General features: G+C 66.7%; 9 protein-coding genes. 7 read left to right on the top strand and 2 right to left on the bottom strand.

All coding sequences use genetic code 11. From position 1 onward, the window contains the following. The 6 genes from metH to AC2VOG_RS09620 form a co-directional block, all read left to right on the top strand. A partial coding sequence (gene metH, locus AC2VOG_RS09645; protein WP_486939681.1) for a methionine synthase occupies positions 1-2,436 on the top strand: 2,436 nt, incomplete at its 5' end. Between the two features lie 59 nt (positions 2,437-2,495). Continuing rightward, entirely contained in the window at positions 2,496-3,920 is a 1,425-nt protein-coding gene (locus tag AC2VOG_RS09640; RefSeq protein WP_486939682.1) for a sugar porter family MFS transporter, read from the top strand. 27 nt (positions 3,921-3,947) lie between these two features. Further along, positions 3,948-4,229 carry a phosphoribosyl-ATP diphosphatase gene (locus AC2VOG_RS09635; protein ID WP_486939680.1) on the top strand — a complete coding sequence of 94 codons (282 nt, stop codon included), beginning with the start codon at positions 3,948-3,950 and terminating at the stop codon, positions 4,227-4,229. Continuing rightward, complete coding sequence (gene hisG, locus AC2VOG_RS09630) at positions 4,229-5,122, top strand: ATP phosphoribosyltransferase (RefSeq protein WP_486939679.1); 894 nt, start codon at positions 4,229-4,231, stop codon at positions 5,120-5,122. Before AC2VOG_RS09635 ends, hisG begins: the two co-directional genes overlap by 1 nt. Positions 5,123-5,204: 82 nt before the next feature. Beyond that, the gene (locus AC2VOG_RS09625) at positions 5,205-5,684 is read left to right on the top strand and encodes a DUF4126 domain-containing protein (protein WP_486939678.1); all 480 of its coding nucleotides are present in this window, start codon (positions 5,205-5,207) and stop codon (positions 5,682-5,684) included. Next, on the top strand, positions 5,681-7,051 hold the full coding sequence (locus AC2VOG_RS09620; protein WP_486939677.1) for an FAD-containing oxidoreductase: 1,371 nt from the start codon (positions 5,681-5,683) through the stop codon (positions 7,049-7,051). Before AC2VOG_RS09625 ends, AC2VOG_RS09620 begins: the two co-directional genes overlap by 4 nt. A gap of 6 nt (positions 7,052-7,057) precedes the next feature. On the opposite strand, the gene AC2VOG_RS09615 is transcribed toward AC2VOG_RS09620, so the two are convergent. Next, entirely contained in the window at positions 7,058-7,942 is an 885-nt protein-coding gene (locus AC2VOG_RS09615; protein WP_486939676.1) for a RecB family exonuclease, read from the bottom strand. A 74-nt stretch (positions 7,943-8,016) separates the two neighbouring features. Here AC2VOG_RS09615 and AC2VOG_RS09610 point away from each other — a divergent pair, with 74 nt between their 5' ends. Then, positions 8,017-8,901, top strand: a complete 885-nt coding sequence (locus AC2VOG_RS09610) for a tRNA (adenine-N1)-methyltransferase (RefSeq protein ID WP_486939675.1) — start codon at positions 8,017-8,019, stop codon at positions 8,899-8,901. On the opposite strand, the gene AC2VOG_RS09605 is transcribed toward AC2VOG_RS09610, so the two are convergent. Beyond that, positions 8,860-9,153, bottom strand: a complete 294-nt coding sequence (locus tag AC2VOG_RS09605; RefSeq protein ID WP_486939674.1) for a DUF503 domain-containing protein — start codon at positions 9,151-9,153, stop codon at positions 8,860-8,862. The two genes, AC2VOG_RS09610 and AC2VOG_RS09605, sit on opposite strands and share 42 nt — an antisense overlap. Positions 9,154-9,203: the final 50 nt, after the last annotated feature.

Raw genomic sequence — 9,203 nt, 5'->3', positions numbered from 1 at the left:
CGCGTCCCGGTGATGATCGACTCCTCCAAGTGGGAGGTCATCGAGGCGGGCCTGAAGAACGTGCAGGGCAAGCCGATCGTCAACTCCATCTCCATGAAGGAGGGCGAGGAGAAGTTCGTCCGCGAGGCACGGCTGTGCCGCAAGTACGGCGCCGCCGTCGTCGTGATGGCCTTCGACGAGCAGGGCCAGGCCGACAACCTGGAGCGCCGCAAGGAGATCTGCGGGCGCGCCTACCGGATCCTGACCGACGAGGTCGGCTTCCCGGCCGAGGACATCATCTTCGACCCGAACTGCTTCGCGCTGGCGACCGGTATCGAGGAGCACGCGACTTACGGGATCGACTTCATCGAGGCCTGCGCCTGGATCAAGGAAAACCTGCCCGGGGTGCACATCTCCGGCGGTATCTCGAACGTGTCGTTCTCGTTCCGGGGCAACAACCCCGTCCGCGAGGCGATCCACGCGGTGTTCCTGTACCACGCCATCAAGGCCGGCCTGGACATGGGCATCGTCAACGCCGGCGCGCTGGTGCCGTATGACTCGATCGACCCCGAGCTGCGGGACCGCATCGAGGACGTCGTCCTGAACCGTCGCGAGGATGCGGCCGAACGGCTCCTGGAGATCGCCGAACGGTTCAACAGCTCCGAGAAGCCTGACGACCCGGTGGCAGCGGAGTGGCGATCCCTTCCGATCCGCGAGCGCATCACGCACGCCCTGGTCAAGGGCATCGACGCAAACGTCGACGCCGACACCGAGGAATTGCGGGCCGAGATCGAAGCCGCGGGCGGTCGGCCGATCGAGGTGATCGAGGGCCCGCTGATGGACGGCATGAACGTCGTCGGCGACCTCTTCGGCTCCGGCAAAATGTTCCTGCCCCAGGTGGTGAAGTCGGCCCGGGTGATGAAGAAGGCCGTCGCGTACCTGCTGCCGTTCATCGAGGCGGAGAAGGAGGCGTCCGGCGCTGCTGCGGGCAAGGACACCAACGGCACGATCATCATGGCGACGGTGAAGGGCGACGTTCACGACATCGGCAAGAACATCGTCGGGGTCGTCCTGCAGTGCAACAACTTCGAGGTGATCGACCTCGGTGTGATGGTGCCCGCGAGCAAGATCCTGGACGCGGCGAAAGAGCACGACGCCGACATCATCGGGCTGTCCGGCCTGATCACTCCGTCGCTGGACGAGATGGCCAACTTCGCCGTCGAGATGGAACGCGAGGGGCTTGCGATCCCGCTGCTGATCGGTGGCGCGACCACCTCGCGCGCCCACACGGCCGTGAAGATTTCACCGCGCCGCAGCGGTCCGGTGGTCTGGGTCAAGGACGCGTCGCGCTCGGTGCCGGTCGCGGCCGCACTGCTCGACGACAAGCAGCGGCCGGCGCTGCTGGAGGCCACCGAGAAGGACTACGCGTCTCTTCGCGAACGGCACGCCCAGAAAAACGAGCGGCCGATGCTGACGCTGGAGAAGGCCCGGGCCAACCGGACGCCAATCGACTGGGGGGACTACACACCGCCGGTGCCCGCCCAAGGCCTCGGCGTCCGGGAATTTCACGACTACGACCTGGCCGAACTGCGCGAGTACATCGACTGGCAGCCGTTCTTCAACGCCTGGGAGATGAAGGGCAAATTTCCCGACATCCTCAACAACCCGGCCACCGGCGAGGCGGCCCGCAAGCTCTACGACGACGCCCAGGAGATGCTCGACACCGCGATCAAGGAAAAGTGGCTGACCGCCAACGGGGTGATCGGGTTCTTCCCGGCGAACGCCGTCGGCGACGATGTCGAGGTCTACACCGACGAGACCCGCACCGAGGTGCTGACCACGTTGTACAACCTGCGTCAGCAGGGCGCGCACCGCGAGGGCATCCCGAACCGCAGCCTCGGCGACTATATCGCCCCCAAAGAAACGGGCCTCCGGGACTACGTCGGCGCCTTCGCCGTCACCACCGGGCTCGGCATCGGGGACAAGATCGCGGAGTTCAAGGCGGCCGTCGACGACTACAGCGCGATCCTGCTGGAGTCGCTCGCCGACCGGCTGGCCGAAGCGTTCGCCGAACGGATGCATCAGCGGGTCCGCACGGAGTTCTGGGGATTTCAGCCCGACGAGCAGTTGGACAACGCCGCGCTGATCGGCGAGAAGTACCGGGGAATCCGTCCCGCCCCCGGCTACCCGGCCTGCCCGGAGCACACCGAGAAGGCGACGCTGTGGACGTTGATGGACGTCAAGGAGCGGACCGGCATCGAGTTGACCGAGTCGATGGCGATGTGGCCCGGTGCCGCCGTCAGCGGCTGGTACTTCTCGCACCCGCAGTCGCAGTACTTCGTGGTCGGCCGGATGGCCCAGGACCAGGTCGCCGACTACGCCAAGCGCAAGGGCTGGACGCTGGCCGAAGCCGAGCGCTGGCTCGCCCCCAACCTGGGCTACAACCCAGAGGACTGAGCCCTACCTTGGTTGCTGACGACGCCACCGGCCGGCTACCGCTCCCAACGCGCGAGGACCTGCCCGACGAGCCGCATGCCGCGCACGTCGCGTTCCGGTCCGCGCTGCGTTACGCGTCGGTGGCCGCGATCGGCGGACTGCTCTTCGGTTTCGACATCTCGACGACGAACCGCGCGGTCAGGGCGCTGCAGGCGACCTTTCACATCGGGAACGGGGTCTTGGGCTTCGCGGCCGCCTCGGGGGTGCTGGGCGCGGCGATCGGTGCGCTGTGGGCCGGCCGGATCGGCGACCGGGTGGGCCGCCGATCGATGATGAAGCTCTCGGCGGCTTCGTTTTTCGTGTGCGGGCTCGGCGCCGGATCGGCGACCGGCATCTGGATGTTCGTCGTCTTCCACCTGGTCGGCGGTATCGGCATCGGCTTCTCGTCGGTGGCGGCACCGGCCTACATTGCCGAGATCTCCCCACCGCGCTTCCGCGGCCGGCTCGGCTCGATGCAACAACTTGCGATCGTGTGCGGCCTGTTCGCAGCGCTGGCCTGGACCTGGGTGCCGTTCCACCTGGCGGGTGGTGCCACCGAGCCACTCTGGTTGGGTCTGGCGGCCTGGCGCTGGACATTTCTCGCCGAGTTGCCCCTGGCGCTCTGCTATCTGGCACTGCTGTTCACACTTCCCGAGTCGCCGCGCTATCTGATTGCTCGGCAACGTGTTTCGGAGGCCAGCCGGGTACTGGCGACGCTACTGAGCGAACGAGATGCAGCGCACACCATCGCCCGGATCGCCGACACCCTCGATCAAGAGCAGCCGCAGTCGTGGCGTGATCTTCGCAAACCGACCGGTGGGCTGTACGGCATCGTCTGGGTCGGCCTGGGACTGGCCGTCTTTCAGCAGTTTGTCGGCATCAACGTGATCTTCAACTATTCCGATTTGCTTTGGCAGACGGTGGGCTTCGGCGAGCATTCGGCGTTCACCATCGGTCTGGTGACCACCGGGGTGAACGTGCTGATCACTGTGGTGGCCATCGCGCTGATTGACCGGATCGGTCGCCGACCGCTGCTGTTGGCGGGGTCGGCGGGCATGTCGCTGATGCTGATCACGATGACGGTTGTGTTTGCCGGCGCGGATTCCCGCAACGGTGAGCCACAACTCAACGGACCTTCGGGAATCATCGCGCTGGTGGCGGCTGACCTGTTTGTGGTCTCGTTCGCCGTGTCCTGGGGACCGGTGTTGTGGGTGCTGCTGGGCGAGATGTTCCCCAACCGCATCCGGTCAGCGGCGCTGGGCCTGGCCTCGGGCGTGCAGTGGATGGCCAACTGGACCATCGCGGTGACGTTCCCGGCGGTGCGCCATACACTCGTCGCCGCCTACGGCTTCTACGCGCTGTGTGCCGTGCTCTCATTCGTTTTCGTCTGGCGATGGGTGCGGGAAACCAACGGGGTGTCGCTGGAGGACATGCCCGACGCGGTGTCGCCGGCCGCGGCGACCTGAAACCGCCGTGACTTCGATCAGGTGCCCGTGACACAATCGCTGGCCGTGAAGACCTTCGACGATCTGTTCGCCGAACTCGGCGAACGCGCCCGCACCCGTCCGCCCGGCAGTGGTACCGTCGCCGCGTTGGACAGCGGCGTGCATACGCTGGGCAAAAAGATCCTCGAAGAGGCCGGCGAGGTGTGGCTGGCCGCCGAACACGAATCCGACGAGGCGTTGGCCGAAGAGATCAGCCAATTGCTCTACTGGGCTCAGGTGCTGATGATCGCCCGCGGGCTCACGCTCGACGACGTGTACCGGAAACTGTGATGACGCCGAACCGCCGAAACGGGTCGACCAGGCTGCGCGTGGCGGTCCCCAACAAGGGTGCGCTGAGCGAATCGGCGATCGAGATCCTGTCCGAGGCCGGCTACCGGCGCCGGACCGATCCCAAAGACCTGACCGTCATCGACCCGCACAACAACGTCGAATTCTTTTTCCTCCGGCCCAAGGACATCGCGATCTACGTCGGCTCGGGTGAACTCGACTTCGGCATCACTGGGCGGGATTTGGCGCGCGAGTCCCGGGCGCCGGTACGCGAACGACTCGCGTTGGGCTTCGGCTCGTCCACCTTCCGCTACGCCGCGCCGGCCGGACGGAATTGGGCGATCGACGACCTGGCCGGTCGCCGAGTTGCCACCGCCTACCCGAACATCGTGCGAGAAGACCTGGCGGCCCGCGGTATTGAGGCGACCGTCATCAGGCTGGACGGCGCCGTGGAGATCTCGGTGCAGCTGGGGGTGGCCGACGCGATCGCCGACGTGGTGGGCTCGGGCCGCACGCTGAATCTGCACAATCTGGTCGCCTTCGGCGAAGCGCTCTGCGATTCAGAGGCTGTCCTGATCGAGCAGGTCGACCCCGACGCCGCCGACGGCGGGCCGGACGCTACCACCCGCGGCCAACTGGTGGCCCGCGTCCAGGGCGTGGTGTTCGGTCAGCAGTATCTGATGCTGGATTATGACTGTCCGCGTTCGGTTCTCGACTCCGCCACGGCTGTAACGCCCGGTTTGGAGTCACCCACGATCGCGCCGCTGGCCGACCCCGAGTGGGTGGCGGTGCGCGCCCTGGTGCCGCGCCGGGACGTCAACGCGATCATGGACGAGCTGGCGGCCATCGGTGCGAAAGCGATCCTGGCGTCGGACATCCGGTTCTGCCGGTTCTGACCACGCTGGCGCCCGTGCCGTCGGCGTTGCTGTGTTAGCGTCCGCCTAGAGCCGGGATTTCCAGCACTAGAGGAGCGTCGCAATGACTCATTTCTATGTTCTGCTGCTTGCTCTCGGATTCGGTGTGATCGCCGGTTTGCGAACCTTCACCGCACCGGCCGTCGTCTCGTGGGCGGCGGTGCTGCACTGGATCAACCTCAACAACACCTGGGCATCCTGGGTCGGCAACCTGATCACCGCGCTCATCTTCAGCGTGCTGGCGGTCGGTGAGCTGTTTCTCGACAAGCAATCCAAGACGCCGGCTCGTACGGCGCCGCCGCCGTTCATCGGCCGGATCATCTCGGGTGGGTTCGCCGGGGCTCTCGTCGGCACGGTGTGGGGGTTCACCTACACCGCAGTCGGCGCCGGTGTGCTCGGCGCCGTCGTTGGAACGATGGTCGGCTACCAGGCCCGGGCCCGGCTGTCCGGCTCCTTGAGCCGTGACTTGCCGGCCGCTCTGATCGAGGACATCGTCGCTGTCGGTGGCGGATTCGCGCTCGCCGCTGTGATCGCTGCTCTGTGACAACACGTTTCGACGCGGTCATTGTCGGCGCCGGGCAGGCCGGCCCCCCGTTGGCCGGTCGGCTGACCGCGGCCGGCCAGCGGGTGGCGATGGTGGAGCGCAAGCTGTTCGGCGGCACCTGCGTCAACACCGGATGCATCCCGACCAAGACGTTGGTGGCCAGCGCGTATGCCGCGCAGCTGGCCCGTCGCGGCTCCGACTACGGTGTCAGCACCGGGCCGGTGAGCGTCGACATGCCAAAAGTCAAGGCGCGCAAGGACGGCATCGTCCTTGACGATCGCAATGGTGTCGAAGGCTGGCTGGACGGCATGGACGGCTGCACGGTGTTTCGCGGCCACGCCCGATTCGAAGATCCGCACACGCTGCGGGTCGGGGACGACATGTTGCGCGGTGACCGGATTTTCCTCAACGTCGGCGGCCGTGCCGTGGTGCCCGACATTCCCGGACTGGCCGACGTCGACTATCTCACCAACGTCTCGATCCTCGAACTCGACAGCCTCCCTGAACATCTGGTGATTGTCGGCGGCAGCTACATCGCGCTGGAATTCGCCCAGATGTACCGCCGCTTCGGCGCCCGGGTCACCGTGGTCGAGAAGGGTTCCCGACTGGCGTCCCGCGAAGACGACGATGTCTCCACGGCCATCCGCGAGATCCTGGAAAACGAAGGCGTGCAAATCGTTGTCGACGCCAATGACATCCAGATTGCCAAGTGCGACAGCGGGTTCGAATTGACACCTGGACCCGGTGCGGCAGCGATACCGGGCAGCCACCTGCTGCTCGCGGTGGGGCGGCGCCCCAACACCGACGACCTCGGCCTCGATCGGGCCGGCGTCCACGCCGATGGCCGCGGTTACATCGCCGTCAACGATCAACTGCAAACCAGCGTGGAGCACATCTGGGCGTTGGGTGACTGCAACGGCAAGGGCGCATTCACCCACACTTCCTACAACGACTTCGAGATCGTCGCGGCCAATCTGCTCGATCACGACCCGCGCCGGGTGAGTAACCGGATCAGTACCTACGCGCTCTACATCGACCCGCCGCTGGGCCGTGCCGGGATGACGGTCGAGCAGGTACGTGCCTCCGGCCGACCCGCGCTGGTCGGTCGGCGGCCGATGACCAGGGTGGGTCGCGCGGTGGAAAAGGGTGAGACGCAGGGCTTTATGAAGATCGTCGTCGACGCCGAGACCAAGCAGATCCTCGGGGCGGCCATCCTGGGGGTGGGCGGCGACGAGGCCATCCACGGCATCCTCGACATGATGTCGGCCAAAGTGCCGTACACCACGCTGGCCCGCACGATGCACATTCACCCGACGGTGAGTGAGCTGATACCGACCATGCTGCAGGAGATGTCGCCGCTGCAGTAGTCGGACTCAGGCCGCCGGTTCGGCGCCTTGCTGCAGGACGGCGTCGGCATCACCGTCGGCGGTAACGTCCGGCCAGCCCGGGTACGGCGGTGGTGTGCCGCCGAAGGCCGGACAATGCGAATGGTGCGCGCACCAGTCGCACAACCGCGACGGCCGCGGCCTGAAATCGCCGGTGGCACCAGCGGATTGAATGGCACGCCACATCGCCATCAGCGTCTTCTCGAAGCGCAGTAGCTCGGCTTCGTCGGGGGAGTAGTCCAGCAACTGGCCATCGGACAGATAGATCAGCCGCAGCCGTGTCGGCAACACGCCGCGCGAGCGCAGCAATGCGACCGCATAGAACTTCATCTGGAACATGGCCTTGAACTCGGCGAGCGCCCGCGCCTGCGGTGGCGCCTTTCCGGTCTTGTAGTCCACCACCCGCAGCTCGCCGGTGGGGGCGACGTCGATACGGTCGATGATCCCGCGCAGCAGGGTGCCGTCGGACAGCTCTACCTCGATGCGCTGCTCGCAGCTCTGCGGGTCGAACCGGGTCGGGTCTTCCAGGCGGTAATAGCCGGATAGCAACTTGCGGGCTTCGTCGAGCAGATCGGTCTGCTGCCCGGCGTCAAACTGCCCGGTGAGCTCGGGCTCGGCGGCGATCACCTGCTCCCACGCCGGGCCGACCAGCGTGTCGACGGCCTGTGGGCCGCGTTGCGCCGCGGGTAGCCCGTAGAGCTGCTCTAATGCCGCGTGCACGACCGAACCGCGCACCTGCGCGGTGGACGGTGGTTCGGGTAGCCGGTCGATGGCCCGAAAGCGGTAGAGCAGCGGGCACTGCTTGAAGTCGGCCGCCCGCGACGGTGACAGGGCCGGCCGCCGTCTGGCTGATGAGCCCGGTTGGTCGGTCATACCGGCAGCGTAGAAGCCAGGTCGGACAACCCCGAGCACCCCGGGCGGCGCGTCTGCTGGCAGGCTTGGCGGCTGTGCGCGCAACTGGCCCGTTCGTCATCGGTGATCGAGTTCAGCTCACCGACGCCAAAGGCCGGCACTACACGATGGTGCTCAGTGCGGGCAGCGAGTTCCACACCCATCGCGGCGCGATCAGGCATGACGCGGTGATCGGACTGCCGGAGGGCAGCGTGGTCAAGTCGGCCAACGGCGACCAGTTCCTGGTGCTGCGTCCGCTGCTGGTCGACTACGTGCTGTCGATGCCGCGCGGCGCGCAGGTGGTCTACCCGAAGGACGCCGCGCAGATCGTGCACGAGGGGGACATCTTCCCCGGCGCGCGGGTACTGGAGGCCGGGGCCGGCTCCGGGGCGCTGAGCTGTTCGCTGCTGCGCGCCGTCGGGCCGGAAGGCCAGGTGATCTCCTACGACGTCCGCGCCGACCACGCCGAGCACGCGCGCCGAAACGTGCAAACCTTTTTCGGTGGTCTCCCGGACAACTGGAAGCTGGTGATCGGCGATGTCGTCGAGGCCGACCTGCCCGACGGCTCGATCGACCGCGCGGTGCTGGACATGCTCGCGCCGTGGGACGTGCTCGACCGGGTGTCGCGGGCGTTGGTGGCGGGCGGCGTGCTGATGCTCTACGTCGCGACCGCGACCCAGCTTTCAAAGGCGGTCGAAGCGCTACGCGCCCAACAGTGTTGGACGGAGCCACGCGCCTGGGAGACGATGCAGCGCGGCTGGAATGTGGTCGGGTTGGCGGTGCGGCCGCAACACAACATGCGCGGGCACACAGCGTTCCTGGTGTTTGCGCGCAAGCTGGCTCCGGGTGCCGTCACGCCTACGCCGATGCGCCGAAAGCAGCGCCCGACCGGACCCGGCTCAGTCGTCGCTGCGGACCAAGTTCCTTCGGACCGAGAGTAATTCAAATTCCGGGTGCGCGGCCACCAGTCGCTCGGCGGCGTCGAGAACAGCGACGGCATGTTGCCGATCGCCCGACACCAATGCCACGCCGATCCCGGCCCGACGACGTAGCTCCTGCGATCCGGTTTCGGCGGCTGACACGTTGAATTTCCGTTGCAACTCTGCCACTACCGGACGCACCGCCGACCGCTTCTGTTTCAACGAGTGCACGTCGCCGAGCAGCAGGTCGAACTCGAGCCATCCGATCCACACCTCGGTTCAGCGACCCGGTGTCGTCGGTGATCCGGAGGTATCGGCGCGGA

It is taken from the genome of Mycobacterium sp. TH-M11, from assembly GCF_057473725.1.
This window is presented reverse-complemented; position numbering and strand designations above follow the sequence as displayed.